The sequence below is a fragment of the Actinophytocola sp. genome, assembly GCF_036555685.1.
Lineage (GTDB): Bacteria > Actinomycetota > Actinomycetes > Mycobacteriales > Pseudonocardiaceae > Actinophytocola.
This window is the reverse complement of record NZ_DATBKY010000051.1, coordinates 1-26,129: the sequence shown is the minus strand read 5'-3', so window position 1 is coordinate 26,129 and position 26,129 is coordinate 1. Positions and strand designations below refer to the sequence as shown.

The following is a 26,129-nucleotide window of genomic DNA, read 5'->3' as shown; positions in this document are numbered from 1 at the left end:
CCGTGGGAATCCAGAAGGAACGCATGCTCGCGGGCGAGCTCTACATCGCCGACGACCCGGACCTCGCCGAGGACTACGCCCGGTGCGAGCGGATCCTGGCGCGGTTCAACGCGACCATCGACCGTGCCCGGCACGCCGCACTCCTCGCCGAACTGGTGGACGAGGTGGGCGAGGGCGTCAGCGTCCGGCCGCCGTTCCGCATCGAGTACGGCTACCAGACCCGCATCGGCCCACGCACGTTCGTCAACAACGGCGCGGTGTTCCTCGACGTCGCGAAGATCACCATCGGCGCGGACGTCCAGATGGGACCCAACGTCCAGCTGCTCACGGCGACGCATCCGATCGACCCCGAGACGCGGCGGGCGCGGTGGGAGGGCGGCGAGCCGATCACGATCGGCGACAACGTGTGGCTGGGCGGCGGCGTGATCGTCTGCCCCGGGGTGACGATCGGCGAGAACACGGTCGTCGGCGCGGGGGCGGTCGTCCCGGCGGACCTGCCGCCCAACGTGGTCGCGGTCGGCAACCCCGCTCGTGTCGTCAAGCACGTCTGAGAAAGGGGCGCCGCGGGCAGGACCGCGGCGCCCCTCGTTCCCACCGGGCCGACTACGGGAAGTTGACCACGTAGCTCACCTGGTGCGGCAGGTTCGCCACCTCTCCCGTGTCGTTGATGACGTGGTTGATCGTGCCCACGCCGCCCAGTGAGACCGTGACCAGGTCGTGGAAGCGCACCCCGGACCGGTTGGGCACCTCGAACCCGCGACTGGCCACTACGGACTGGTTCGCGTTGAAGAAGCAGTACACGCCGACGCCCCACGCCTCGTGGCTCGTCACCGCGTCGGCGACCTTGTAGGACGCCCAGCCCTGCGTACCGCCGCCGGAGCTGCCCCACGCGGCCTGGTTCGGCGGGTCGTAGGGCATCTCGTTCTGGTAGAAGTACGTGCGGCCGCCGTTGCCGTTCCAGATCACGTTGTACTGCTGGTAGTGCTCGACGAACAGGCCGTACATCGTCACGTTCGCGCCGTTGACGACCATGCCGTTCTGCGCGGTGTTCGCCGTCCAGCCGACGCCGGTGCCGTGGTCGCCGCGCCAGAGCCACATGTGGTCACCGACGACGTCGTTGCTGTTGACCCGCAAGGAGACCGTGGCCTTGCCGACGTGCGCGCCGCCGACCCGGAAGAACACGTCGTGCAGCGAGGTCGGGTTCGCCGAGTGGTTCGCCGACGAGCCGGCCGGGCCGATCTCCACGAGCACCGGCGAGTTCTGGGCACCGGCGTCGACCAGCAGCCCGGCCAGCTTCACACCGTCCACATCGGACACGAGGATGGCCGGCTGGCCGGTGTCCGGCGTGAGCGTGGCGAGCCCGAGGCCGAGCACGATCGTGTTCGGGTTGGTCACCCGCAGCGGCTGGTCGAGGTGGTGCACGCCGGGCGTGAACAGCAGATGCCTGCCCTGCGCCAGCGCGGCGTTGATCGTCGCGGCCGGGGTGCCGGTCTGCACGACGTAGAAGTCCGCGAGCGACACCGACGTGCCCTGCGGCGCGCCCGCGCCCCACGACGTGCCGGACACGTTCTGCCGCAGCGCCGGGACGAACACCCGGTACTCGCCGGCCGGCGTGATGTAGAGGAACGGCTTCTCGCGGATCTTCGGCGTCTGCGCGACGACCGTGTGCGAGGGGTTCGGGAAGTGCTGCGGCGGCGTGCCCGTGCTGCCGGTGAACACCATGTTCCACACCGAGCCCGACCAGCCGCCGCGCAGCTCGCTGTTGCGGGTGAAGAACTGCTGCTGCGAGCCGGACTCCACGACGCCGTCGATGCGCGAGTCGGCGATCAGCCCGCCGGACGCCCACCCGTCGCCGCCGTTCCACAGCTGGACCTGGCCGCGCAGGTGCATCCGCCGGTAGGGCGCCGCCTGCGACACCGCCCAGCGCTCGATCTGTCCACTGGGGAGCGTCACGGACAGGTTCTCCGCGGAGCGCCAGAAGTTCTGCGTGGCGTTGCCGAGGTTGTTCGGGTTGTCGCCCTGCTGCAGCCAGTCCGCCTCGACGCGCACGTGGCCGTTGAGGTTCACGTCGTCCGGCGAGAGGCCCAGGCCCGCGACCTGGGTGTAGAAGCGCAGGTTCACGTCGGCGTTGTAGGTGCCGGGCTTGAACAGCACGGCGTAGCGCTCGGTGCCGAACTGGTTGGTCTTCATCTGCGCCGCGATCGAGTTCAGCCGGCTCTGGATGGTGCTCGCCGGCGTCGACGGGTCGTAGACGAACGTGTTGGGTCCGAGGTTCGGGTGGAACGGGTCGGTGCCGGGCACGCCCGTGCCGCCGTCGGTGGTGAACACCTGCAGCTCCCACAGCGAGTAGCCGTACTGCGTGGCGCGCGCGGTGCCGTTCATCCGCACGTAGCGGCCGGTGCCGGTGACGTCGATCGACTGGTTGCCGCCGGTGCCGGTGGTGGTCGAGTAGACCGTGGTCCAGCTCGTCCCGTTGTCGGAGACCTGGAGCTGGAACGCGCGGCCGTACGCGGCCTCCCAGTTCAGGCCGATGCGGCAGACGGGCTGCGAGCTGCCGAGGTCGACCCGGAGCCACTGCGGGTCGGCGAACGCACTGGACCAGCGGGTGCCGGTGTTGGCGTCGACCGCGGCGCTCGCGGGCGTGCCGGCGTTCTCGGTGGACGACGCGGTGGCCGGCCGGCCCTGGGCGATGTCGGTGGTCCCGCAGGCGGCGGCATGTGCCCGCGGCTGCGCGGCCAGGACGGCCACGCTCGCGAGCGCGGTGGCCGCGACCGCGAGCAGGATGGTGGATCTGGGTGGTCTCATGTGATCCTCACAGGGCAGGGTGGATCGATCCAGCCAGGCGGAAACCGGTACCGGAACCGGTTCCGAATGATGTGATGCATTTAACAACCGGCGCTGCGCGGCCGTCAAGGAGCGAGTGGCTCAGGCGGGCGCGGAGTCGCGGATGACCAGCGACGTCGGCACGACGTGTGGTTCCGCGGGAAGCTCGGTGCCGTTGAGGTTGTCCAGCAGCATGGCCGCCGCCGCCTCGCCCATCTCCCTCGAGGGCTGGCGCACCGTGGTCAGCGCGGGGCGGGTGTGCGCGGCGATGGAGATGTCGTCGAAGCCGACCACCGCCACGTCGTCGGGCACCGTGCGGCCGGCGGCGCTCAGGCCGTCCAGCACGCCGACCGCCATGAGGTCGTTGTGTGCGAACACCGCGTCGAACGCCGGGCCCGCGAGCAGCTCCGCCACCGCCGCCTGGCCGCCGCCGCGGGTGAAATCGCCCTCGACGACCAGGCGCGGGTCCAGCTCGACGCCGGCCTCGGCCAGCCGGTCGCGCAGGCCCGCCGACCGGTCGCGGGTGCAGCCGAACTCGCCCGGGCCGGTGACCATCGCGAACCGGCGCCGGCCGGTGGCGAGCAGGTGTGCGGCGGCGTCGGCGGCGCCGTCGCGGTTGCTGGTCGCCACCGACGGGAAGCCGGGGTGGTGCCCCCGGTCGTCGATCATCACGACCGGCAGGCCGCCCTCGTGCAGCGACGTGATGTAGGACAGCGTGTCCGGCGGTTCGACCAGCAGCAGCCCGTCGAACGCGTTGGCCGACACGTGCCGCGCGAACTGCGTGAGCGAGTCCGCGCCGCGATTCATCGTGTTCAGCAGCAAGCCGTACCCGCGCGCCTCGAGCACGTCCGCGACGCCCTGCAGCACGTCGCCCATCCACGGCCACGTCAGTCCCGGCACGAGCATGCCGACGGTCTGCGTGCGCCCGCGCGCCAGGCCGACCGCCCGCGCGCTCGGCGTGTAGCCGGTGGCCGCGATTACCTCGCGGACGCGGATCGCGGTGCTCGCGTCCACGTCGCCCTTGTTGTTGAGGACGCGCGAGACCGTGGTCTTGCTGACCCGGGCCCGCCGGGCTACTTCCGCGATCGTGACGCGCACGTGGGTCAGGATACGTTCAGCCCTGCACGGTCAGCACGATCTTGCCGCGAGTCCGGCCCGTCTCACCCAGCCGGTGTGCCTCCGCGGCCTCGGCGAGCGGCAGGACCCGGTCGACCTCGACGCGCAGCCTGCCCGCCTCGACGAGCGCGCCGAGCCGCTCGAGTCCGGTGTGGTCCGGCTCGACCATCATCGCCACGATCCGTACGCCCGCGGCGGCCGCGGCCTCGTGTGCCGAGTCGGACCCACCGCCCCGGATGGACACGACCGTCCCGCCCGGCGCGAGCACCGCGACCGAGCGGGTGACGTGGTCGCCGCCGATCGAGTCCAGCACGACGTCCACACCGGACACCGCGGTCGCGAAGTCCACGGTGCGGTAGTCGAGCACCTCGTCCGCGCCGAGCTCGCGGACGAAGTCGTGCTTGGCCGCGCTCGCCGTGCCGATGACGTGCGCGCCGCGGGCCTTCGCGATCTGCACCGCGAGGTGGCCGACCCCGCCCGCGGCCGCGTGCACCAGAACCCGTTGTCCCGCTTGCACGTCGGCGGTGTCCACAAGCGCCTGCCACGCGGTCAGCCCGGCGAGCGGCAGGGCCGCGGCGTGCGTGTGGTCGAGACCGGCCGGCTTGCGCGCGATCTGGCGCGTCGGCGTGGTGACGTACTCGGCGTACGCGCGGGCCGGGTACGGGAAGCGGGGCATGCCGAACACCTCGTCGCCGGGCGCGAACCGGGTGACGCCCGGGCCGGTCTCCTCGACCACGCCCGAGACGTCCCAGCCGACGGTCACCGGCCCGTCGCCGAGCATCCCGGCCACGCCGGAGCCCGCGCGGGTCTTCCAGTCGACCGGGTTGACCGAGGTCGCGTGCACCCGCACCAGCACCTCGGTCGGCACCGGCTCCGGCCGCCGCACCTTCGCCGGGGCGAGCAGCTCAGCGCCGCCGAAGCCGTCCTGGGTGATAGCGAGCATGTCCATCGATGATCCTTTCGTCGCTCGCGCACCACTCTTCCGCTGTTGGTTACTCTTTGCAATCAGGCACTGCCGCGTGCTATAGGTACCTGATGGAAACCACCCGCGACGTGTACCTACGCAACTGCCCGTGCCGCGGGGTGCTCGATCTGCTCGCGAACAAGTGGACCGCGCTCGCGATCGGCGCGCTGGAGGGCGGCCCGCGCCGGTTCGGCGAGCTGCGCCGCCGGCTGGACGGCGTGAGCCAGAAGATGCTCACCCAGACGCTGCGCGAGCTCGAGCGCGACGGCCTCGTCACGCGCACCGTGTACCCGGTCGTGCCGCTGCGGGTGGACTACGAGCTGACCGAACTCGGCCGCAGCGTGTCGGAGCCGCTGTCGGCGATCCGCCGCTGGTCGGAGGACAACATCGCGCACGTCGAGCGGGCCCGCGCCGAGTACGCCGCCCGGGCCGGGGTCGCACCGGCATGAGCACCACCTTCCAGCGCGCCAGAAGGCCGGAACAGGTCGCCGCCCGCCGCGCGGCGATCCTGGCCGCCGCGGCGGAGCTGCTGCGGGAGCGGCGCGTCGCGGACGTCTCGCTGCGCGACCTCGCCTGCCGCGTCGGGCTCGCGAAGTCCAACGTGCTGCGCTACTTCGACAGCCGAGAGGCGATCTTCCTCGAGGTGCTCGACCGGACGTGGACGGCATGGCTCGACCGGCTCGAGCTCGACCCCGGGCGCGCCAAGGCCCGCTACGCACGGGAGACCCGGGTGGCCACCGAGGTCGCACGCTCGCTGATCGCCGAGCCGCTGCTGTGCGATCTGTGGAGCGCGATGGCCGCGGTGCTGGAGCGCAACATCTCCCTCGACGTGGCGCGCGACTTCAAGCGCCGCTTCACCGTCAACACCGGCCGGTTCGCCGCCATGGTCCGCACGGCCGTCCCGGTGCTCGACGACGCGGCGGCGACGCACTTCGCGGGCGCGGTCGTCGTCATCGTGGCCGGCCTCGCCCCGCACGCCACGCCGACCGACACCGTCCGCGCCGCGTGCGCCGAGCTCGACCTCCCATGCGGCGCCGGCCTGTTCACCGAGGGGCTGACCGAGGGCCTGGTCAACCAGCTCGTCGGGCTCGCCGCCCGCGCGGCGACGTAAAGCCCGCCCGGACTCGCTTCCCCGATGATGACATCGCTCGGCGGGATGGCCCGCCGATGACTTGTACTCATCGCGAGTCCGGGCGGGGTCTCAGGCGGGCATGGTCCCCAGCTCCACCGCGACCCGGTGGGTCAACGGCGCGAGGTGCCCGTCCTCGAGCAATCCGTGGTCGGCGAGCCGGCGGACGACCGCGGGCGAGAGCTCGCCCGCCACGACGCCCTCGGTGCCGAGGTACTGGAACGCGGCCGCGGCCACGTGGTCCACAGTGGACATCTCGCGGTAGCGGGCCAGGAGCCGGGCGCGCGGGTCCAGGTCGTCGACCGCCAGCTCGTCCAGCACGGCCCCGGCCGACAGCCGCGCGGCGAGCCCCGCGAGGCTCAGCCGGGGGTCGGCGATCAGCACGGCCGCGGCCGCGCGGATCGCGAGCGGCAGGTGGTCGCAGCGCGCGACGACATCCGCGGCCGCCCACTCCGGCGTGATCCGCGCCCGGCCGACGAGCCGGCCGAGCATCGCCACGGCGGCCGGCGTGGACAGCCGCCCGACGGCGACCCGGCAGGTGGCGTCGACGGCGGCGAGCGGCGTGTCGGCGGTGACCAGGAAGCCGCAGCCCGGCTCGGCGACGAGCAACGGGCGCAGCTGCGCGGCCGACGAGCAGTGGTCGACGACCACCAGCTCGCGGCGGCCGGCCAGCGCCGAGCGCCAGTGCGCGCCGTCGACCGCCGTGTGGTTGAGGTCGACGTAGCGCTGGCCGTCCGGGTAGCACCACGCCGCCTGGTGGGCGGCCCGCAGCGCCACCGCGGACTTGCCGGCACCGGGCGGCCCGTGCACGACGACGACGCGCGCGCCCTCGGCGTCCGGGCTGCACAGCGCGGCGACGACCGTGCGCACCTCCTCGGCACGGCTCACCAGGGTCACCTGGCGGGGCAGCTCGCAGCGGGTACCGACGGTCGCGGCCGTGCTCACGGCGGGCCGCTCCAGCAGGGCCGGGTCGCGGTTGAGCATGGCCTGGTGGAGCTGCTGGAGCCGGGGCCCGGGCTCCAGCCCGAGCCCCTCGACGAGCCGGTGGCGGGCCTCGGCGAACGCCTCGAGCGCGGCGGCGACGTCCCCGCCGCGGTACAGCGCGAGCATCAGCGCGGCCCAGCCCCGCTCCCGCAGCGGGTGCTCGGTGACGAGCATGCGCGCGGAGCCGACGAGCTCGGCCGTCGCGCCGACCGCCAGCTCGGCCTCCAGCAGGTCCTCCTCGACGAGCAGCCGCTGCTCGGCGAGCGCGTCCAGCTGGCCGGCGAGGGCGCGGCGCGGCGGCAGGCCCTCGGCGGGATGGCCGCGCCACAACGCGAGCGCCTGGCGCAGGTGGGTACGGGCGCTCGCCGGCTCCCCGTCGGCGAGCGCCCGGCGGCCGATCTCGGCGAGCCGGTGGAACACCTGGACGTCGAGCTCGTCCGGGTCGGTCGAGAGCAGGTAGCCGCCGCCGCGGGAGACCAGGCGGTTGCGCGAGTCGCGGTCCAGCACGCGGCGCAGGGTCGTCGCGTAGGTGCGCACGTTGGAGCGGGCCGACGGCGGCGCCCCGCGCTCCCACAGCACCCGGCCGAGCGCCTCGAACGACACGACGGTGTTCGGCGCGAGGGCAAGCGCCGTGAGCATCAGCCGCACCTTGGTCGACGAGAGGTCGACGGCCTCTCCCTCGTGGTACAGCTCCACCGGGCCGAGGAGGCGATACCGGATGCCCTCGAACGTCTCCATGGTCCAAGCCTGGGCGAAAGCGCTAACAACTCCCTAACAGACCCGAACGTGATCGACCGGTCATCCTGCGTGTCGTTGATCCGTGCCCACCCGGCGGCCTAGGTTCGGCAGGTGATCGTGGACGTGGTGCTCGCGGCGGGGGCGCGCCTTGGTGAGGGACCGCTGTGGGATCCGCGCGCCGCCGCGCTGCGCTGGGTCGACATCGAGCCGGGGCTGGTGCACCGGTTCGACCCCGAGTCGAGCGAGGACACCTCCTTCGAGGCGGGCGAGCCCGTCGGCGCGGTGGCCGTGCGCCGCGACGGCGGGCTGGTGCTGGCGACCGCGTCGGGGATCTCGACGTGCGCCGAGGACGGCTCCGGGCTGACCCGGCTGCACGAGGTGTCGACCGACCCGCCGGGCGGCCGGTTCAACGACGGCAAGGCCGACCCGTGGGGCCGGTTCTGGGCCGGGACGATGCACGAGGGCAAGGGGCGCGCCGGCGCGTTCTACCGGCTCGACCCGGACGGCTCGCTGCACGAGATGCTGACGGACGTGTCGGTGTCCAACGGGCTCGGCTGGTCGCCGGACGGGCGGACGATGTACTACACGGACACCCCGACCGGCGGCGTGGACGCGTTCGACCACGACCCGGAGACGGGCACGATCTCCCGGCGGCGACGCCTTTTCGACGTCGAGCGCGGGTGGCCGGACGGGCTGACCGTGGACGTCGAGGGCAACCTGTGGGTGGCGCTGTGGGACGGCTGGGCGGTGCGCCGGTACATGCCGGACGGCCGGCTCGTCGACACGGTCGAGCTGCCGGCCCAGCGGATCACGAGCTGCGCCTTCGGCGGTACCGATCTGTCCACTTTGTACCTGACGTCGGCGCGGACGGGGTTGTCCGCCGACGAGCTCGACCGGCAGCCGCACGCCGGCTCGCTGTTCGCCCTCGACGCGCAGGTGTCGGGGCAGGCGCCGGGGGAGTGGGCCGGGTGAGGTGGACCGCGCGGCTCCGGGACAGCGGCGAGGACCCGGACCCCAGGTTCAGCTTCGCGAACGAGCGGACTTTCCTGGCGTGGATCCGCACCGCGCTCGCGCTCGTGGCGGCGGGGATCGGGCTGGAGGCGTTCGCGCCGGACCTCGCGATCCCCGGGGTGCGCCAGGTGCTGGCCGCGTTGCTGGTGCTGGCCGGCATCGGGACGAGCGCGATGGCCTTCCGCCGGTGGCTGCGCAGCGAGCAGGCGATGCGCGAGCGGCGTGCGCTCCCGGCGCCGGCCGTGGCGCCGTGGCTGTCCTACGGCGTGGCGGCGGTCGCGCTCGCGCTGTTCGTGCTCGTGGTGGTGGCGAACCTGTGACCTCGTCCGGGGTCCAGAACGAGCGCACCTCGCTGTCGTGGGTGCGCACCGGGCTCGGCCTCGCCGGCTGCGCGCTGCTCGCCGGCCGCCTGGCGATGGTCCGGGACACGCCGTGGGCCGTGGTGGCCGCGATCGCCGTCGCGGTGCTGGCGTTCGGCGTGCTCGGCTGGTCGCACGACCGCTACCGCCGCGCCGCCCGGGCGGTGCGCGAGCGCCGGCCGGTGGACCAGGCGATGCCGGCGCTGCTGGTCACGCTCGCGGTGTGTCTGGTCGGGACACTCGGGCTGTTGCTTATCGTGCTGTAGTGGACTCCTTCAGGCATCGACAGGTCACGCTCGATTCGGCCGACCTGCACGTCGTCGAGGCCGGCGATCCCGCCGCCGCGCCCGTGCTGTTCCTCCATGGCTGGCCGCAGTGCTGGCTGTCCTGGCGCGCGGTCATGACCCACGCGGCGGCCGACGTTCGCGCGATCGCCGTTGACCTGCCCGGCGTCGGCGGCTCGACGGGCGCGCCGCCCGACGGCACGAAGCGCGCGCTCGCGCAGGTCGTGCACCGGCTCGCCGGCGAGCTCGACCTGTCCGGCGTGACGCTCGTCGGCCACGACGTCGGCGGCATGATCGCCTACGCGTACCTGCGCGCGTACCCCGACCTCGCCCGCGCGGTGATCATGGATGTGGTGATCCCGGGCCTCGAACCGTGGGCGCGGGTGGTCGCGAACCCCTACATCTGGCACTTCGCGTTCCACGCGGTAGAAAACCTGCCGGAGACGCTGGTGGCCGGCCACGAGCGCGAGTACTTCGACCACTTCTACGACGTCCTGGCCGCCGACCCGGCCACGATCACCGATGAGGCCCGCTCCGCTCACGCGGCCGCGTACGCGAGCCGGGCCGCGCTGACGGCCGGCTTCTCCTGGTACCGCGCGTTTCCCCGCGACGCCGAGGAGAACGCCGCCACCGTCGGTCCACTCGCGACCCCGCTGCTGTACCTGCGCGGCGAGCACGAACGCGGCGACATGGAGCCGTACCTGACGGGCTTCCGCGCGGCCGGCCTCACCGATGTCACCCACGCGCGCGTCCCGGGCGCCGGCCACTTCGCCCCGGAGGAGTCCCCGGCGCAGACGTGGCAGGCGATAGCGGGCTTCCTGTCACGCTGGTGTCCCGGCGCGGGTCACTAGGCCTGCCGGGTGCTTTCCGGCCGGCACAGTTGGCCGTACCGGCGCCGGGCAGACGGCGGCGACCACGGGCGCTGTAGTGCGACCCGTCGAACGGATTGGGCCGAACGGATCATGTGCCGGCAAACGTGTTCACCGTCCGTGAGTCCGAAGTGGACGTACACATTCGGATGCCGTTGAATAACGGACGCCTAGGGTGAAGCCGCGATCACCCATCGCTAACATGACCTGGTGGCAGCTATAGGCGCGGGAAGCGCGGCGACGCCGCAGCGACCTGTCAGACGTGGGGACAAGGTGTCGGAGGCGATCGCCCGAGACATCGTTCGCCGGATCGGGGCCGAAGGCCTCACTCCCGGCACGCAGCTGCCCCCAGAGGCGAAGATGCTGGAGGAGTACCGGGTCGGGCGGGGCTCGTTACGTGAGGCGTTGCGCATCCTGGAGGTGCACGGGCTGATCTCGATCAAGCCGGGGCCGCGGGGCGGGCCGACGGTGGATCAGGTCCACACGCGCAACTTCGGGCGCATGGCATCGTTGTTCTTCCAGATGGACGGGGTCACCTTCCGCGAGCTCATCGAGGCGCGGTTGACCATGGAGCCGGTGCTGGCCCGGCGTGCCGCCGAGCTGGGCGAACCGGAGCTGCTCGCCGAGCTGGCCCGGTACGAGACCCTCGCCCGCGCGGACGAGGACTACCTGCTCCATGCGACGGGCTTCCACCAGCTCGTCGCGAGCATGTCCGGCAACCGCATCATGAGCCTCTTCGGGCAGTCACTGGCGGACGTCGTGCGCGACCGGGTAGCCGAGTCGCTGTACCCGAAGGTCCGCCGCCGCGAGGTGCTCGGCACGCACGGCGAGATCGCCCGCGCCATCTCGGCCGGCGACGCCGATCTCGCCGAGCGGCTGATGCGCGAGCACATGGAGGACTATGTGGCGCAGGCGAAGCGGCGCCACCCCGGCCTCATGCAGGAGGTCGTCGACTGGCGTTGAGCGCGGGCGTATCGTCCTCGGCCGTCGCTCGTTCATCTTCAACGGGAGCGGCGCTACCAGGGAAGTGCCAGCAACGTGATGCGCGCCTGCGCGCGCCGGCACGAGAGGAACCTGGTGACCGAGGCTCATGAGCAGGTACCCGACGCCCAGTTGATCGCGGCGGTGCGCGCCGGGGACGCGGCCGCGTTCGGCGTGCTGTACCAACGACATCTGGTGGCGGCCAAGCGCGCGGCGGCGTGCCTGGCGAGTACGCCCGCCGAGCGCGAGGATCTCGTGGCGGAGGCGTTCACCCGGGTACTGCGGATGCTGCGCGAGGGGCGTGGCCCGGACGAGGAGTTCCGGCCGTACCTGCTCGTGACGCTGCGGAACACCGCGATCAACGCATTGAGCCGCGGCGCACCCGTGTCGCTCTACGCGGAGGTGCCGGACGTGACGCCGTCGGGGAGCGCCGCCGACCCCGTGATCGACCGCTGGCTCGCCTCGGTAGCCGCGGCCGCGTTCGCGAGCCTGCCCGAGCGGTGGCAGGCCGTCCTGTGGCACACCGAGGTGGAGGACGAGCCACCCGCGAAGTTGGCGCCGCTGCTCGGCATGCGGCCCAACGGCGTCGCCGCGCTCGCGTACCGGGCGCGGGAGGGGCTGCGCCAGGCGTACCTGCGCAAGCAGCTGCTGCCCGAGCAGCCGCGCCGCGAGTGCCGCCTGACAGTGGACAAGCTCGCCGGGTACGTGCGGCACGGCGTCTCGCTTCCCTTGTCCCGCAAGATCGGCAAGCACCTGAAGGTGTGCGGCGACTGCCGCGCCCGTGCCGCGGCGGTCTCCCGGGCCAACAGCGAGCTGGGTGCCCTGCTCGGGCCGATCATGCTGGGCGCGCCGCTGGCCGTGGCGTCCGAGGCGGCCACGACGACGGCTTCCGGGATGCTCGCGCTCAAGACGACGCTGGTCCAGGTGGCCGCCGCGTTCGCGGTCACGGCCACCGCCGCGTCGGTGACCTCGTCCGCGGTCATGTCGCCCGGCTTCGACGACCGGCAGCCGGTCGCGGCCGTGCGGGCGCCGGTACCTGTCCCGGCGAGGACGGCGGTGCCGTCGAGCGTCCCCGCACCACCCGCCACCGCATCGGCGGACCGGTCCGGCCAGGTGACCGAGCCGGCAGCTGAGCCGGCTGCTGACTCGGCTGCGGAACCGGTCGCCGCGCCGAGGCCCGGATCGCCATCCGTGTCCAAATCTGTGTCGAAGTCTGTGTCCAAGTCCGGGTCCAAGTCCGTGTCCAGAGCCGAGTGGAAGACCGGGCAGAAAGCCACTGGGAAGGCGGCCAAAGCGGACGCCGGGGCGCGGCCGCGGGCGCCGTCCGCTGTCCCGGCCGCCGAGACCGCGAGCGACCGGGCGGCACCCGAAGGGCAGCGGAAACCCGAGAAGGCCGAGAAGTCGAGGGGTGAGTCCGTTCAGGACGGACGGGCGGCGCCCACCCGCTCCGCGCGGGCGAGGAGGTAGCGCCGCTCCGGCAGGCTCGTGGTGCGCTGCGCGGCGGTCAGGTAGCTCGCCCGCGCGGCCGCGGCGTCGCCCGACTCCTCCAGCAGGTGCGCGCGCACCGCGTCGACACGGTGGTTGCCGGCCAGCCGCGGGTCGGCGGCCGCGCGGTCCAGCAGCGCGAGCCCGGCGGCCGGGCCGTGCACCTTCGCCTCGGCCACGGCCTGGTTGAGCATGACCACCGGGCCGTCCGCGACCGCGCGCAGCAGCCCGTACAGCCCGAGGATCTGCCGCCAGTCGGTCTCCTCGTCGCCGGCCGCCTCGTCGTGCACGGCGGCGATCGCGGCCTGCAACTGGTAGGGCCCGAACCGCTCGGTGCCCGCCAGCGCCTCGCTGACCAGCGCCACCCCCTCCTCGATCGACGCCCGGTCCCACCGGGTGCGGTCCTGCTCGGCCATCGGCACGAGCGAGCCGTCCGGCGCCGTGCGGGCCGGGCGGCGCGCGTCGGTCAGCAGCATCAGCGCGAGCAGGCCGGCCACCTCGGTGTCGCCGGGCCGCAGCCGCCGCACGGCCCGGGTCAGCCGGATGGCCTCGGTGGTCAGGTCGACGCGCTGCAGCTCCGGCCCGGCGGTGCTCGCGTAACCCTCGTTGAAGATCAGGTACAGCACCTGCAGGACGCTGGCGAGCCGGCCGGCGAGCTCGGCCGCCGGCGGCGTGCGGAACCCGATGCCGGACGCCTTGATCCGCTGCTTCGCCCGGGTGATCCGCTTGGTCATCGTGGCCTCGGGGACCAGGTACGCGCGGGCGATCTCCGCGGTGGTGAGGCCGCCGACGGCGCGCAGCGTGAGCGGGACCTGCGCGCCCGGCGAGAGCGCGGGGTGGCAGCACAGGAACAGCAGGGTCAGCGTGTCGTCGGACGCCGGCCCGCGCGGCGCGTCCGCGGCCGGCGCGAGGAACGCCTCGCGCGGGATCCGGGTGCCCTCGCTCTCCTCCCGGCGCCGCCGCGCGATCTCGCTGCGCAGGTGGTCGGTCATCCGGCGGTGCGCGACCCGGATCAGCCAGCCGCGCGGGTTGTCCGGCAGCCCCTCCCTCGGCCACTGCAGGGCGGCGTCGAGCAGGGCCTCCTGGACCGCGTCCTCGGCGGCGTCGAAGTCGCCGAAGCGCCGCACGAGCGCGCCGAGGACCTGCGGCGCGAGGTCGCGCAGCAAGCCCTCGGGCACCGTGCTCATGTTCGCTCCGCGAAGCTCCCGCTCACGAGGTCACAGGTCGGGCGCGCCGAACGCGTCCATGATCGGGCGGATCTCGATCGTGTCGCCGACCGCGTCCGCGATGCGGGCGCCGATCTCCACGGCCCGGTCGTAGCTCTCGCAGTCGACGATCGCGTAGCTCGCCAGAACCTCCTTGACCTCGGCATACGGACCGTCGGTCACCTCCGGCGAGCCGGCCGGGCGCTTGCGGATCGTCTTCGTGTGCGACGGGTCGGCGAGGCCCTCGGTGGTGACGAACTCGCCGGACTCGCTCAGCTCCTTGCCCAGCTGCTCGTAGAAGTCGCACGCCGCCTGCACCTCGGGCGGCAGCGGCGCGCCGGGGTCGAAGCCGGCGACCGCGTCCTGCCAGGCGTCCGCGTTGGTGTAGGCGAGCATCAGGTACTTCATCTCTCACTCCTCGAATGCGCGTGCCCCGGTGGCACATCTCGCCGAGACGTCGGAGTCGTCCGCCCCGAGAGGACAACCGAGCCCAAGAAATGTAGCCGGAATCTTCGCCGCCCGCCCTCCCGCGGCGGACCTGGTACTAGTGACGGTATGACCGAACGGATCCTGCTCACCGGGGCCGCCGGAGCCATCGGCACGATGCTCCGCCCGCGCCTCGCCCGTGCCGGCCGGACGCTGCGGCTGCTCGACGTCGCACCCCTGACCGCCGGCCCGGACGAGGAGGTCGTGCCCGGCTCGGTGTCCGACATGGACACGATGGTCGCCGCGTGCGCGGACGTCGCCGCCGTCGTGCATCTGGGCGGGCTGTCCCGGGAGGCGCCGTGGGCGCAGATCCTCGAGCACAACATCAACGGCACGTACACCGCGCTCGAGGCCGCGCGGCGGGCCGGCGTGCCGCGGGTGGTGTTCGCGAGCAGCAACCACGCGGTCGGGTTCCGGCCGGTGGCCGAGGAGGCGGGGGAGTACCTGTACCCGCGCCCGGACACGTACTACGGGGTGAGCAAGGCGGCCGGCGAGGCGCTCGGCAGCCTCTACCACGACCGGTACGGCCTCGACGTGGTCTGCCTGCGGATCGGTTCGTGCGCCGAGCGGCCGATCAACGAGCGGGCGCTCGCCACCTGGCTGTCGCCGGACGACTGCGGACGGCTGATGGAGGCGGCCCTGTCGGCCCCGTCGCCGGGTTTCCGGGTGGTGTGGGGGATCTCGGCGAACACGCGGGGGCGGTGGTCGCTCGCCGAGGCGCGGGCGCTCGGCTACGAGCCGGGGGACGATGCCGAGGTGTACGCGGACTCGGTGCCGCCCGCCGGCGAGCTGGAGAAGGTGTACCTGGGCGGGGACTTCACCTCGCCGGAGCTGGATGCGTCATGAGGGTCACCGGGCATGCCTACCCGTGGGACGTGCTGGGCGACGCGTCGTTCGCGCGGCGCGTGGCGGCGCTCGGTGTGTCCACCGTGGCCCTTGCCGCGGCGTACCACGCGACGCGCGCCGCGACCCCGCTGCACCCCGGCCGCCAGCTCGTCGACGCCCGGCACGCCGCGCTTTACCGGCCGGTGCGCGCGTCGGTGTGGTCGTCGCGGCGGCTGTGTCCCATCGAGCCGGACTGGATGTCCACAGAGGACTCGTTCGGCGCGGCGGCGGACGAGCTGCGGGCGGCCGGGTTGCGGGTGGCGGCCTGGGTCGTGCTGACGCACAACTCGCGGCTGGGCAGGGAGTGCCCGGACGTGGCGGTGGTCAACTGCTTCGGCGAGCGGTACGCGTACGCGTTGTGCCCGTCATGGCCGGAGGTGCGGGAGTACGCGGCGCTGCTCGCGGCCGAGGCGGCCCGGGACGCGGACGAGGTGTCGCTGGAGGCGTGCGGGCAGCTGGGCGTGACGCACGGGTCGCACCACGAGAAGTCGGACGGCGCGTGGACGTCGGCGGCCCGGCAGTGGCTGTCGGTGTGCTGCTGCGCGGCCTGCCAGGCGGGCTGGTCGGCGCGCGGCCTGGACCCGCCGTGGGTGGTGTCGACGCTGCGCGACGCGATCCGGTCGGAGGCGTCCGGTCTGGCCGGCGTCGTCCCGTTCGCCGACGCGCTGCTGGCCACCCGCCACGCGGCGACCGACCTGCTGCGGGAGGCTGTGCTGTCCGAACTGGACGTTCCGGTCCGGCTGCACGCGCACCCCGACCCGTGGGAGACGGGCTCGTCGCCCGGCCTGACCCCGTCGGCGGCCGACTCGGTCGCGTCGCTGACCGTGCCCGCCTGGTCGACCGCCCCGGAGACGGCGGACCTGGTGGTGCACGCCGCCCGGGCCGGCGGCCAGGTGGACGCCTACGTGACGGTTCTGCCGCCGGCCGAGGCCACCGACCTGCCCGACCACGCCCGCCGCCTCCACGAGGCGGGCGCCACGGGCGTGAACCTGTACCACCTGGGCCTGGCCCCGCGCTGGCGGCACCCGCTGCTGCGCGAAATGGCCCGGCTCGGGGCTTGAACCTGGCGTGGCGGGAGGGTTCCAGCGTCCGTGCGCGCGTTGCCGCCCCTGGGCGGCGGGTGGGAGGCCGTGCGGAGGCGCGGAGGGCCCGGCTGTGTCACGAAGGTGTGCGTGTCGTTTGTGGAGCGCGGGCGATGACGATCGTCGCGGTCAGGCCGGTGTCTCGGGCCAGGCGGGGGCGCAGGCCGGCGAAGCCGGCGGCGCCCAGCAGCACCGGGGCCTGCGCCTCGCTGGTCTCGACCAGCAGGTGGCCGCCGGGGGCGAGCCACTCCCGCGCGCCGTCGATCACCCGGCGCAGCACGTCGAGACCGTCGGCGCCGCCGTCGAGTGCCACCCGGGGCTCGTGGAGGCGGGCCTCGGGCGGCATGAGGTCGATCGCGCGCGTCGGCACGTAGGGCGCGTTCGCGATCAGCACGTCGACCCGGCCGCGCAACGCCGCGGGCAGCGGCGCGTACAGGTCGCCCTCGTACACGTGTCCACTCGGGACGTTGCGGCGGGCGCAGCGCACCGCGGCCGGGTCGACGTCCGCCGCGTACAGCTCGGCGTCCGGCACGGTGGCGGCCACCGCGGCCGCCACCGCGCCGGAGCCGCAGCACAGGTCCACCACGACCGCGCCCGGCTCGGCCAGCTTCAGCGCCTGCCAGGCGAGGAGCTCGGTACGCCGTCGCGGCACGAACACGCCGGGGTCGACGGCGATCCGCAGCCCGCAGAACGACGCCCAGCCGAGCACGTGTTCGAGCGGCAGGCCGGCGGCCCGCCGCGCGACCATGTCCGCGAGCTGGTCGGCGTCGCCGGCGGCGTCGGTGAGGAGCCGGGCCTCGTCCTCGGCGAAGACGCAGCCGGCGGCCCGGAGGGTGGCGACGATGTCGGATGTGGAAGCAACCATGGAGCGCGCCTTTCGGGGTCCCCTTGGGCGCTCCCAGCCACCTAGTCGGTGTGGCCGCTCGAGGAGAGCACCCGGCCTGACATGGCGGAAATGGGGCTCACCTCCCGCGGTCGACACAGCAGTTCCTGCGTGGTCAACCGCCACCTTACCCGCCGGCCGCCGCCCAGCCACGCCAGCGGTCGATCTCGACGACGATCACCGGACCCGCCGGCGGGCGTGCCGCGTACTGCGGGTACTTCGCGACGAGCAGGTCCACCGGCCCGGTCTGCGCGACCCGGGCGCGGCCGTCGGCGCGCACCCACCACAGCCGGTCCCAGGCCTCGTCGTAGTGGTCGGCGAGCAGGCTCACCCGCGGGTCGGCCGCGATGTTGCGCAAGCGCTTGAGGTCGGTGCCGCGCTTGGGTTTGTGGTCGACCGCGATCACCACCGTGTCCCCGCGCACGGCGAACGTGACCGGCACCAGGTGCGGCGTCCCGTCCCCGGCGACGGTGGCGAGCCGTGCCACCCGCGCGGCCGCGAACCGGCTCCGCGCCTGCGCCTCGTCCATCGATGCGACGTTAACGTGGAGCCATGACGGCGGTCGAGACGTTCGAGGCCTACCGCGGCGAGCTGACCGGGTACTGCTACCGCATGCTCGGCGCCGCCGCCGAGGCCGAGGACGCCGTGCAGGAGACGTTCGTGCGCGCCTGGCAGGCCGGCTACGACCCGGCCCGCGCGCCGGTGCGGGCCTGGCTCCACGCGATCGCCACCAACGTCTGCCTCGACATGCTCCGCAGCGCCCAGCGCCGGGCCCGCGCGATGGACCTCGCCCCCGCCGCCACCCCCGGGCCCGACCTCGGCGCGCCGCTGCCGCCGACCGCGTGGGTCCAGCCGCTGCCCGACGCGCTGCTCGGCGACCCCGCCGACGTGGCCGCGCAGCGCGACACGATCCGGCTCGCGTTCGTCGCCGCCCTCCAGCAGCTGCCGCCGCGGCAGCGGGCGGTGCTGATCCTGCGCGACGTCCTCGCGTTCTCGGCCGCCGAGGTCGCCCGCCTGCTCGGCACCACGGTCGCGGCGGCGAACAGCGCCCTGCAGCGGGCCCGCGTGACCATCCGGACGCCGGCGCCGGCGCAGCCGCTCGATGCCGGGCACCGCGACCTGCTCGCCCGCTACGTCGACGCGTTCGAGCGCTACGACGTCGCCGCGCTCACCGCCCTGCTGCACGAGGACGCCACGACCTCGATGCCGCCGTTCACCTGGTGGCTGCGCGGCCGCGCCGACATCGCCGCCGCGCTCGTACACGCGGACGGCACCTGCGAGCACGCCCGCCTGCTGCCGACCTCGGTCAACGGGACGCCCGCGTTCGGTCAGTACCGGTGGACCGGCACGCGCCACGAGCCGATGGCGCTGGTGACGCTCGAGGTGAGCCGGGCCGGGATCACCGAGCTGACCACGCACCTCGACCTGGCCGGCGAGTTCGCCCGCTACGGGCTGCCGGACCAGCCCACCGATGAGTTTCGCGGGCCGGCGTCGTATCAGCGGGTATGAGTGAACCGACGGTGCGGGAGCGCACCGAACAGCCGTACGTCGCCATCCCGATCGAGGCCACCCTGCGCGAGTGGGGCGAGGTCAACGCCCTCGTGCCAGAGGTCTACGCCTGGCTGGGCGAGCGCGGGATCCGCCCCGCGGGCGCCCTGTTCTACCGGCACCGCGTGATCGGCGGCTTCGACGAGAAGTTCTCCGTCGAGGTCGGCGTCCCGGTCGCCGAACCGGTAGAGGGGGACGGCCGCGTGGTCGCGGGCGCCAAGCCCGCCGGCCGGTACGTCGTCGACGTCCACCACGGCCACCCGGACGGCATCGCGAAGTCCCACCTGGCGCTCGTCGAGTGGGCGGGCCGCAACGGCGTGCCGCTCGCCAAGGACGGGGACGTGTGGGGCGGGATGTTCGAGTCCTACCGCAGCGACCCGGAGGTCGAGCCGGACCCGGACAAGTGGGAGACCGAGCTCGCCTACCTCGTCAGCGCCGCGCCGCCGCCTCGTTGATCTCGACCAGCGCGGTCGCCGCGTCGGCGGCGGCCCGGGCCAGCAGCGCCGCGACCCGGGCGTCGCCGACGAGGTTCTTGTTACCCCGCTCGACCAGGTCGTCGGCCAGGAGCGCCACCTCGCGGGCGGCCGCGGCGACCTCGCGCGGCACCTCGGTCGCCACCGCCAGCGCCGCCGCGACCCGGCTGGGCCGCGTCGGGTCGTCCTTCGGCAGCCGGTACGCGGCGAGCACCTCGGTGTAGGCGGCCGCGTCCGCGTCGGCCAGCGGTTCGAGCCGGGCCCGCAGCGCCTCCGCGGGCCCGGCCGGCGCATCGGCGAAGCGGGCCGCCATCGCGACGAGCGCGGCGGCGGACGCGGCCGTCACCGCCGCGACCGCGCCACCACCCGGGGCGGGCGTGCGGGCGGCCACGCGCTCGGTGAACCCACCGACCGACAGGTGCAGGAAGCTGTTGCTCACAAAGCGGTCAGGATAGGCCGACGATCTCCCCGTCGGAGCCCAGGTCGATCCGGGTAGCCGCGGGCGAGGAGCCGAGGCCCGGCATCGTCCGCATGTCGCCGCAGATCGGGTACACGAAGCCGGCCCCGACCGACGCGCGGACCTCGCGCACCGGCAGCGTCCAGCCCGTCGGCGCGCCCAGCAGCTTCGGGTCCGACGAGATCGACAGGTGCGTCTTCGCCATGCACACGGGCAGCTCGCCGAAGCCGTTGCGCTCGTACTTGTCGAGCTGCTTGCGGGCCGCCGGGGTGTAGCTGACGCCGTCCGCGCCGTACACGCGTGTTGCGATCGTCTCGATCTTCTCTCGCAGCGGGGCCGACGACGGGTACAGGAACTGGAACTCGGTCGGCTCGTTCGCCGCCTCCGCGACCGCCTCCGCGAGCTCGGCCGCACCCGCGCCGCCGTCGGCGAAGTGCGTGCTGACCGCGACGCGCGCGCCCATCGACTCGGCGATCTCGCGGATCGCGGCGTGCTCGGAGGGGTGGTCGGTCGGGAACGCGTTGACGCACACCACGGGCGAGACGCCGTGCATGCGGATGTTCTCGATCTGCTTGCGCAGGTTCGCCGCGCCGGCGTGCACGTCTTCGGGGTTCTCCGCGAGCAGGTCGTCGGGCAGCGGCTTGCCGGCCACGATCCTGAACTTGCCCGAGTGCGCCTTGAGCGCGCGCACGGTCGCGACGAGCACGGCCGCGTCGGGGGACTGGCCGGACACCCGGCACTTGATGTTGAAGAACCGCTCCGCGCCCATGTCCGCGCCGAAGCCGGCCTCGGTGATCAGGTAGTCACCGCAGCGGATGCCGATCAGGTCGGCGACGACCGACGAGTTGCCGGTGGCGATGTTGCCGAATGGTCCACAGTGGACCAGAACGGGTGTGTTCTCCAGCGTCTGCATCAGGTTCGGCTTGATGGCCTCGCGCAGCAGCACGGTCATCGCGCCGGCCGCCTCGATCTCCTCGGCCGTCACGGGCTCGCCCGCGGGCGTGTAGCCGACGACGATCCGGCCGAGCCGCGCGCGCAGGTCCTCGACGCCGGTGGTCAGCGCGAGCGCGGCCATCACCTCGGAGGCGGCGGTGATGTCGAAGCCGGTCTGGCGGGTCACGCCGTCGGCCTTCGCGCCGAGCCCGACCACGATGTTGCGCAGCGAGCGGTCGTTCATGTCGATCACCCGCCGCCAGGTGATCTCGGACAGGTCCAGCCCGAGCGCGTTGCCCTGGTGCAGGTGGTTGTCGACCATCGCGGCGAGCAGGTTGTGCGCCGCGGTCACCGCGTGCATGTCGCCGGTCAGGTGCAGGTTCAGCAGCTCCATCGGCACGACCTGGCTGTACCCGCCGCCGGCCGCGCCGCCCTTGATGCCCAGCGTCGGGCCCATCGAGGGCTGCCGGATCGCCACGGTCGCCTGCTTGCCCAGGTGCCTGAAGCCCTGGCCGAGGCCGACGGTCGTGGTCGTCTTGCCCTCGCCGAGCGGGGTCGGCGTGATGGCGCTGACCAGTACGTACTTGGCCTTCGGCGCGTCGGCGAGCTCGTCGACCGCGCCGAGGCCGATCTTCATGACGTCCCGCCCGTAGGGCTCCAGCATCCGGGCCGGCAAGCCCATGTCACCCGCGATGTCCTCGATCGGCTTGAGCTTCGCTCCGCGGGCGATCTCCAGGTCGGACGGAAAAGCCATGGTCAGGCTCCTTCTGGGGGCGGCGCGGGGTGGCCGCAGCCGCGTACCGGTGCAGACGAGCCAGACGGTACTCCACGGTTGCACGAAGCGCGGCAAGTTCCTTATGGCGCAACAGTGGCTAGGCCGGCCGGCGCAGCCGCCCGCCCGCGGCCGGCGCGCGGATCGAGGTCCGCCCCGCCCGCCCGCTCCGCCGGCAGGTGCGCGAACCGGATCGCGATCGTTCGCCATCCGCACCTGGGCAGGGTCGTCACGCTCGTCAACTTAGCTCCCCGCGACCCGGATCGGGGCGGCTTCGGCGATTCTGCGTGCACACCACCGGCGAACCGTCCCGCACTGGCTCAGCACTGTTGCTGATGGCCCGAGAAGAGCTGCCTATCGACCGAGATCGCGCAGCCGCCGGGCGACGTCCTCGGGGAGCACGTCGGTGATGAACGCGCCCATCGCGGCCTCCGAACCGGCCAGGTACTTGAGCTTGTCGGCCGACCGCTGGATCGACGTGATCTGCAGGTGCAGGTACGCGTGCTCACGCCCCGGCCCGTGCGGCGCCTGGTGCCACGCGGCGACGAACGGCAGCGGCTGGTCGTAGAGGGCGTCGAGCCGGCCGAGCACGTTCAGGTACAGGTGCACGAAGTCGTCGCGCTCCTCGCCGGACAGCGCGGCGATGTCCGGGACCTGCCGGTGCGGGTACACGTGCACCTCGACCGGCCAGCGGGCGGCCGCCGGCACGAACGCGGTCCACATCGCCGTCGCCGCCACCACCCGCGTGCCCGACGCGCGCTCGCCCGCGAGCACGTCGGCGAACAGGTTGCGTCCGCAGCGCCGCGCGTACGCCGCCGCGTTGCCCAGCATCTGGCGGGTCCGCGGGGTCACGAACGGGTAGGCGTAGATCTGCCCGTGCGGGTGCGCGAGCGTCACGCCGATCGCCGCCCCGCGGTTCTCGAAGGGGAACACCTGGACCACGCCCGGCAGCGCGGACAGCTCGGCCGTCCGGTCCGCCCACGCGTCGACCACGAGCCGGGCGTGTTCGGGCTTCAACGTGGCGAACGCCGCCTCGTGGTCGCTCGTGAAGCAGACGACCTCGCACCGGCCGATCGCGGGCGCGTGGTCCACGAGCGGCGGCAGGTCCGGCGTCGCGCCGCCGGAGGCTTGCATCGACAGGCTGGGGAAGCGGTTCTCGAACACCACGACGTCGTAGTCCGGCGACGGGATCTCGGTGTGCCGGCCGCCGCGGGACGGGCAGAGCGGGCACTCGTCGGCGGGCGGCTGGTAGGTCCGGTTCTGCCGGTGCGAGGCGAGGATGACCCACTCGTCGAGCACCGGGTCGTGGCGCACCTGCGAGGCCGTGGACACCTCGTCGAGCTCGCGCGGGTCGTGCGGCTCGCGCGGCGGGGCGTCGTCGTGGTCGAAGTAGATGATCTCCCGGCCATCCGCGAGCCGCGCCGTCGTGCGTTTCACCGGGACGCCTCGCCGACCGGGACGAGCCGGACCTCTTCGACGTGCTCGGTGAGCGTCATCCGGGCCTCCTCGGGCAGCCCGTCGTCGGAGATCACGATGTCGGCGTCCGCCAGGCGCGCGATCGTGGACAGCCCGACCGTGCCCCACTTCGTGTGGTCGGCGAGCACGACGAGGCGCCTGCCGGCCTTGACGAGCGCGCGGTCGGTGTCGGCCTCGAGCAGGTTGGGCGTGGTGAACCCGGCGGTCTCGGCCATCCCGTGCACGCCGAGGAACACGAGGTCCAGGTGCAGCTGGGCGAGCGCGGAGACCGCGATCGGGCCGACCAGCGCGTCCGAGGGCGTGCGCACCCCGCCGACCACGACGACGTTCTGGTCGGTCGACGGCCGGGCGTGCAGCACGTCGGCGATGCGCATCGAGTTCGTGACGATCGTCAGGCCGTCCACCCCGCGCAGCGCGTGCGCGAGCGCCCAGGTCGTGGTGCCGGCGGACAGGCCGACCGCGGTGCCGGGGGAGACCAGCTCGGCGGCGGCCTTCGCGATCGCCTCCTTCTCCGGCTGCTGGCGCAACGACTTCGCCTCGAACCCGGGCTCCTCGGTCGACGCCGAGCGGCGCGTGGCCCCGCCGTGCACCTTGTCCAGCAGGCCCTGCTGCGCGAGCGCGTCCAGGTCCCGCCGGATCGTCATGTCGGAGACCCCCAGCATCTGGGCGAACTCGATGACTCGCACGGCGCCCCGTTTGTGGATCTCCTCCACGATCCGGGCCTGCCTCTCCGCTGCCAGCATCGCCTCTCCCAACCCATGGAGGACACCCCGAATCGTCGACATTCAATCATAAACCAACTCAATCGAACATCCAGATGTTGACACCCCACACTTCCGGCCCCAGAGTTGACGCTATGTCCGCTGCTTCTGACGGACGGTCACGACCGCGGTCGCCGGCGGATCCCTGCGCGGAACCAGAGGAGTGTCCACAATGAACCGGAGAGCGCTCGTCGGCTCGCTTCGCTCCTTCGCTACTCGCCGTCTTCCCTCCTCACGTGCTCGGCGCCGGCGCGCCCGCGCGCGCTGCGCCCTGCTCGCCGTACTCGGCGCCGTGTCGCTCCTGGCCGGCGGCGTCCCCGCGAGCGGTGCGCCGCTCGCCGATCCACCGCAGCCGGCCGCCAAGCCGCCGCTCGCCCCCACCCCGCCGATGGGCTGGAACAGCTGGAACAAGTTCGGCTGCGACATCGACGAGGACCTCATCCGCGAGACCGCGGACGCGATGGTGTCCTCCGGGATGGCCGCCGCGGGCTACACCTACGTCAACATCGACGACTGCTGGATGGCACCCGAGCGCGACGCGGCGGGCCGGCTCCAGCCCGACCCGGTGCGCTTCCCTGCCGGCATCAAGGCGATCGCCGACTACGTCCACGCGAAGGGACTCAAGCTCGGCATCTACTCCTCCGCGGGCACCAGGACCTGCCAGGGCCTGCCCGCGAGCCTGGACCACGAGACGACCGACGCGGCGACGTTCGCCTCGTGGGGCGTCGACCTGCTCAAGTACGACAACTGCAACAACCAGGGCCGCCCGGCGGTCGAGCGCTACACGGCGATGGCCGACGCGCTCGCCGCGTCCGGCCGCGACATCGTCTACTCGATCTGCGAGTGGGGCACGAACCGGCCGTGGGAGTGGGCCGCACAGGTCGGTGGCCACTACTGGCGCACGACCGGCGACATCTCCGACAGCTGGGGCAGCATGGTGTCCATTGTGGACCAGCAGGTCGGGCTGGCGGAGTTCTCCGGCCCGAACGCGTGGAACGACCCGGACATGCTCGAGGTCGGCAACGGCGGCATGACCACCGAGGAGTACCGCGCGCACATGAGCATGTGGAGCCTGCTCAACGCGCCGCTGATCGCGGGCAACGACCTGCGCTCGATGGACGCGACGACACTCGGGCTGCTCACCGACCCCGACGTGCTCGCGGTCGACCAGGACTGGGCCGGCAGCCAGGGCCACAAGATCGCCGACGCCGGTGACGCGGAGGTCTGGGCGAAGCCGACCTCCGACGGCGGCGCCGCGGTGGTGCTGTTCAACCGCGGCACGACGGGCGCGCAGCTCGCCACCACGGCCGCCGAGCTCGGCCTGCCCGGCGCGCCGGCGTACGCGATGCGTGACCTGTGGGCCGACACGACGACCGTGACCTCCGGCGCCGTGCGCGCGTCGGTGCCCGCCCACGCCGCGAAGATGTTCACCGTGCACCCGGCTCGGCCGGACGGCGCGCCCGCGGTGTCCGCGAACGTCGACACCGGCACCGACGGCTACGTCGAGCCCGGCGAGTCCTTCACCGCGCGGGTGACGGTGGCCAACGACGGCCTGCGTGCGGTCCGCGACGTGCACGTCGGCCTGTCCGCACCGGCCGGCTGGCAGGTGACGCCCACCGGTCCGACGACCGTGCCCGCGCTGCCGCCCGGCCGCACCGCGACGATCGGCTTCACCGTGCGGTCCACGCCGGACGCCCCGACCGGCGCCGCCCCGCTGACCGCGGACGTCCGGCACCAGGGCGGCACGCTGACCGGGTACGGCGCGGTGACCGTCGCGACCGCGCCCGCCGGCTCGCCGTGGCTGTCGGCGGTGAGCCCGGTGAGCGCGCAGGTCGGCTGGGGCTCGCTCGGCGTCGACCGCAGCGTGGACGGCAACCCGCTGACCGTCGCCGGGGTGACCTACGAGCACGGGATCGCCCCGCATGCCGCGTCGGAGCTGAAGTACTACCTCGGGGCCGGCTGCACGCGCTTCACGTCGCTGGCGGGGGTGGACGACGAGACCGGCGGCCGCGGCGCGGTCACGTTCACCGTCGTCGGCGACGGCAAGACCCTCGCGCAGACCGATGTGGTCACCGGCAACCAGCCGGCGGTGCCGGTCGACGTCGACGTCTCGGGCGTCACCGAGCTGGTCCTGCTGACCGGGACCGGCCCGGACAACGACAAGAACTACGACCACTCCGAGTGGGCCGACGCGAAGTTGACCTGCGCCGACGCGTAGGACGCCGGGTGGGGTGCGCCGGCTGGCGCACCCCACCGACACAAAGCCCCCAACTCTCAACACCACGCCACCTCGGCGGCATTGATCAGATCTCTACCCAGCGTGACATCCGAACGCCGCAGGTAACGGGGAAGTGTCCGGCACGTGTCACGATCTGGACACGGGATGAGGTCCGACCCCTTGACAGGCCTACCTAGAGTTAGACAA

At 73.4% G+C, this 26,129-nt stretch carries 26 protein-coding genes; 14 read left to right on the top strand and 12 right to left on the bottom strand.

The window, feature by feature from the left end:
- Positions 1–2 precede the first annotated feature (2 nt).
- The gene (locus tag VH969_RS05815) at positions 3–551 is read left to right on the top strand and encodes a sugar O-acetyltransferase (protein WP_331971520.1); all 549 of its coding nucleotides are present in this window, start codon (positions 3–5) and stop codon (positions 549–551) included.
- 52 nt (positions 552–603) lie between these two features.
- Here VH969_RS05815 and VH969_RS05810 read toward each other — a convergent pair whose 3' ends face one another.
- The 3 genes from VH969_RS05810 to VH969_RS05800 form a co-directional block, all read right to left on the bottom strand.
- Positions 604–2,805, bottom strand: a complete 2,202-nt coding sequence (locus tag VH969_RS05810) for a pectate lyase-like domain-containing protein (RefSeq protein ID WP_331971517.1) — start codon at positions 2,803–2,805, stop codon at positions 604–606.
- Positions 2,806–2,925: 120 nt separating this feature from the next.
- The gene (locus VH969_RS05805) at positions 2,926–3,921 is read right to left on the bottom strand and encodes a LacI family DNA-binding transcriptional regulator (RefSeq protein ID WP_331971514.1); all 996 of its coding nucleotides are present in this window, start codon (positions 3,919–3,921) and stop codon (positions 2,926–2,928) included.
- Between the two features lie 16 nt (positions 3,922–3,937).
- The gene (locus VH969_RS05800; RefSeq protein ID WP_331971565.1) at positions 3,938–4,882 is read right to left on the bottom strand and encodes an NADP-dependent oxidoreductase; all 945 of its coding nucleotides are present in this window, start codon (positions 4,880–4,882) and stop codon (positions 3,938–3,940) included.
- Between the two features lie 92 nt (positions 4,883–4,974).
- Here VH969_RS05800 and VH969_RS05795 point away from each other — a divergent pair, with 92 nt between their 5' ends.
- Both VH969_RS05795 and VH969_RS05790 read left to right on the top strand, forming a co-directional pair.
- Complete coding sequence (locus tag VH969_RS05795) at positions 4,975–5,352, top strand: winged helix-turn-helix transcriptional regulator (RefSeq protein ID WP_331971511.1); 378 nt, start codon at positions 4,975–4,977, stop codon at positions 5,350–5,352.
- A complete protein-coding gene (locus VH969_RS05790) occupies positions 5,349–6,014 on the top strand; it encodes a TetR family transcriptional regulator (protein WP_331971508.1) in 666 nt (221 codons plus the stop codon). Before VH969_RS05795 ends, VH969_RS05790 begins: the two co-directional genes overlap by 4 nt.
- Positions 6,015–6,104: 90 nt before the next feature.
- Here the strand turns inward: VH969_RS05790 and VH969_RS05785 are convergent, their stop codons facing one another.
- Positions 6,105–7,754 carry an AfsR/SARP family transcriptional regulator gene (locus VH969_RS05785; protein ID WP_331971505.1) on the bottom strand — a complete coding sequence of 550 codons (1,650 nt, stop codon included), beginning with the start codon at positions 7,752–7,754 and terminating at the stop codon, positions 6,105–6,107.
- Positions 7,755–7,865: 111 nt separating this feature from the next.
- On the opposite strand from VH969_RS05785, the gene VH969_RS05780 reads away from it, so the two are divergent.
- The 6 genes from VH969_RS05780 to VH969_RS05755 all read left to right on the top strand — a co-directional run bounded on the left by VH969_RS05780 (position 7,866) and on the right by VH969_RS05755 (position 12,725).
- Complete coding sequence (locus tag VH969_RS05780; RefSeq protein WP_331971502.1) at positions 7,866–8,726, top strand: SMP-30/gluconolactonase/LRE family protein; 861 nt, start codon at positions 7,866–7,868, stop codon at positions 8,724–8,726.
- Positions 8,723–9,085 (top strand): YidH family protein, encoded by a 363-nt coding sequence (locus VH969_RS05775; RefSeq protein ID WP_331971499.1) that lies wholly within the window; start codon positions 8,723–8,725, stop codon positions 9,083–9,085. Before VH969_RS05780 ends, VH969_RS05775 begins: the two co-directional genes overlap by 4 nt.
- Positions 9,082–9,390, top strand: coding sequence for a DUF202 domain-containing protein (locus VH969_RS05770; RefSeq protein ID WP_331971495.1), 309 nt, complete (start codon positions 9,082–9,084; stop codon positions 9,388–9,390). The genes VH969_RS05775 and VH969_RS05770 overlap by 4 nt, the downstream gene beginning before the upstream one ends.
- Positions 9,390–10,259 carry an alpha/beta fold hydrolase gene (locus VH969_RS05765; RefSeq protein ID WP_331971492.1) on the top strand — a complete coding sequence of 290 codons (870 nt, stop codon included), beginning with the start codon at positions 9,390–9,392 and terminating at the stop codon, positions 10,257–10,259. Before VH969_RS05770 ends, VH969_RS05765 begins: the two co-directional genes overlap by 1 nt.
- Positions 10,260–10,550: 291 nt before the next feature.
- Positions 10,551–11,240 (top strand): FadR/GntR family transcriptional regulator, encoded by a 690-nt coding sequence (locus tag VH969_RS05760; RefSeq protein WP_331971489.1) that lies wholly within the window; start codon positions 10,551–10,553, stop codon positions 11,238–11,240.
- A gap of 114 nt (positions 11,241–11,354) precedes the next feature.
- Positions 11,355–12,725 carry a sigma-70 family RNA polymerase sigma factor gene (locus tag VH969_RS05755; RefSeq protein WP_331971486.1) on the top strand — a complete coding sequence of 457 codons (1,371 nt, stop codon included), beginning with the start codon at positions 11,355–11,357 and terminating at the stop codon, positions 12,723–12,725.
- On the opposite strand, the gene VH969_RS05750 is transcribed toward VH969_RS05755, so the two are convergent.
- Complete coding sequence (locus VH969_RS05750) at positions 12,677–13,930, bottom strand: RNA polymerase sigma factor (protein ID WP_331971483.1); 1,254 nt, start codon at positions 13,928–13,930, stop codon at positions 12,677–12,679. The two genes, VH969_RS05755 and VH969_RS05750, sit on opposite strands and share 49 nt — an antisense overlap.
- Positions 13,931–13,960: 30 nt before the next feature.
- On the bottom strand, positions 13,961–14,356 hold the full coding sequence (locus VH969_RS05745) for a YciI family protein (RefSeq protein WP_331971480.1): 396 nt from the start codon (positions 14,354–14,356) through the stop codon (positions 13,961–13,963).
- A 147-nt stretch (positions 14,357–14,503) separates the two neighbouring features.
- Here VH969_RS05745 and VH969_RS05740 point away from each other — a divergent pair, with 147 nt between their 5' ends.
- Positions 14,504–15,280 (top strand): NAD-dependent epimerase/dehydratase family protein, encoded by a 777-nt coding sequence (locus tag VH969_RS05740; RefSeq protein WP_331971477.1) that lies wholly within the window; start codon positions 14,504–14,506, stop codon positions 15,278–15,280.
- On the top strand, positions 15,277–16,380 hold the full coding sequence (locus tag VH969_RS05735; RefSeq protein ID WP_331971474.1) for an alpha-amylase family protein: 1,104 nt from the start codon (positions 15,277–15,279) through the stop codon (positions 16,378–16,380). The genes VH969_RS05740 and VH969_RS05735 overlap by 4 nt, the downstream gene beginning before the upstream one ends.
- 97 nt (positions 16,381–16,477) lie before the next feature.
- On the opposite strand, the gene VH969_RS05730 is transcribed toward VH969_RS05735, so the two are convergent.
- Together VH969_RS05730 and VH969_RS05725 are read right to left on the bottom strand one after the other, a co-directional pair.
- The gene (locus VH969_RS05730; RefSeq protein WP_331971471.1) at positions 16,478–17,266 is read right to left on the bottom strand and encodes a putative protein N(5)-glutamine methyltransferase; all 789 of its coding nucleotides are present in this window, start codon (positions 17,264–17,266) and stop codon (positions 16,478–16,480) included.
- 145 nt (positions 17,267–17,411) lie between these two features.
- Positions 17,412–17,813 (bottom strand): TIGR03668 family PPOX class F420-dependent oxidoreductase, encoded by a 402-nt coding sequence (locus tag VH969_RS05725; RefSeq protein ID WP_331971468.1) that lies wholly within the window; start codon positions 17,811–17,813, stop codon positions 17,412–17,414.
- 23 nt (positions 17,814–17,836) lie between these two features.
- On the opposite strand from VH969_RS05725, the gene VH969_RS05720 reads away from it, so the two are divergent.
- A complete protein-coding gene (locus tag VH969_RS05720) occupies positions 17,837–18,793 on the top strand; it encodes an RNA polymerase subunit sigma-70 (protein ID WP_331971465.1) in 957 nt (318 codons plus the stop codon).
- Entirely contained in the window at positions 18,790–19,287 is a 498-nt protein-coding gene (locus tag VH969_RS05715; RefSeq protein WP_331971462.1) for a GyrI-like domain-containing protein, read from the top strand. Before VH969_RS05720 ends, VH969_RS05715 begins: the two co-directional genes overlap by 4 nt.
- Here VH969_RS05715 and VH969_RS05710 read toward each other — a convergent pair.
- The 4 genes from VH969_RS05710 to VH969_RS05695 all read right to left on the bottom strand — a co-directional run bounded on the left by VH969_RS05710 (position 19,262) and on the right by VH969_RS05695 (position 23,686).
- Entirely contained in the window at positions 19,262–19,744 is a 483-nt protein-coding gene (locus tag VH969_RS05710; protein WP_331971459.1) for a cyclodeaminase/cyclohydrolase family protein, read from the bottom strand. The two genes, VH969_RS05715 and VH969_RS05710, sit on opposite strands and share 26 nt — an antisense overlap.
- A 7-nt stretch (positions 19,745–19,751) precedes the next feature.
- Entirely contained in the window at positions 19,752–21,449 is a 1,698-nt protein-coding gene (locus tag VH969_RS05705; protein WP_331971456.1) for a formate--tetrahydrofolate ligase, read from the bottom strand.
- Positions 21,450–21,821: 372 nt separating this feature from the next.
- Complete coding sequence (galT, locus tag VH969_RS05700; RefSeq protein ID WP_331971453.1) at positions 21,822–22,904, bottom strand: galactose-1-phosphate uridylyltransferase; 1,083 nt, start codon at positions 22,902–22,904, stop codon at positions 21,822–21,824.
- A complete protein-coding gene (locus tag VH969_RS05695; RefSeq protein ID WP_331971450.1) occupies positions 22,901–23,686 on the bottom strand; it encodes a DeoR/GlpR family DNA-binding transcription regulator in 786 nt (261 codons plus the stop codon). Before VH969_RS05695 ends, galT begins: the two co-directional genes overlap by 4 nt.
- Before the next feature lie 310 nt (positions 23,687–23,996).
- Here VH969_RS05695 and VH969_RS05690 point away from each other — a divergent pair, with 310 nt between their 5' ends.
- Positions 23,997–25,922 (top strand): NPCBM/NEW2 domain-containing protein, encoded by a 1,926-nt coding sequence (locus VH969_RS05690; protein WP_331971447.1) that lies wholly within the window; start codon positions 23,997–23,999, stop codon positions 25,920–25,922.
- Positions 25,923–26,129 lie beyond the last annotated feature (207 nt).